This window comes from Rhodococcus sp. 7Tela_A2 (assembly GCF_049311045.1).
Lineage (GTDB): Bacteria > Actinomycetota > Actinomycetes > Mycobacteriales > Mycobacteriaceae > Rhodococcus.
Map to the genome: position 1 here is coordinate 1 of NZ_JAXION010000225.1, position 562 is coordinate 562.

At 65.5% G+C, this 562-nt stretch carries 1 protein-coding gene; it reads left to right on the forward strand.

What is annotated here, in order from left to right:
- The coding region (locus tag TVH25_RS21355) for an AMP-binding protein (protein ID WP_422425420.1) at positions 1–562 on the forward strand (562 nt) is incomplete at both ends.

The following is a 562-nucleotide window of genomic DNA, read 5'->3' on the forward strand; positions in this document are numbered from 1 at the left end:
GATCGGTCGGGAGCGGATTACTGCGACGTCGTTTGTGCCGTCGATGCTTGCGGTGTTCGCTGCTGTCGCCACGCGTGAGGAGTGCGCGTCGCTGCGGCTCGTCCTCGTCGCCGGCGAAGCCTTCCCTGCGCCACTGGCCGATCAATGCGCTGCCCTCGGGCTACCGCAGCTCCATAACCTCTACGGCCCGACCGAGGCGACGGTGCATGTCACGGCGGGGCCGGCCGAGGCGGGTAGTGCGGGTGCGGTTCCGATCGGGACACCTGTGTGGAATACGCAGGTGTTTGTGCTCGACAGCCGACTCGCGCCGGTGCCGGTGGGTGTGGCGGGTGAGTTGTATTTGTCGGGTGCGCAGATCGCGAGGGGGTATTTCGGGCGTGCAGCATTGTCGGCGGAGCGGTTTGTGGCGTCGCCGTTCGGTGTGGGTGAGCGTCTGTATCGCACGGGTGATCTGGTGCGGTGGAACCCCGATGGTGAGTTGGAGTACATCGGTCGTTCCGATTTTCAGGTGAAGTTGCGGGGGTTGCGGATCGAGCTCGGTGAGATCGAGGCGGCGTTGGTG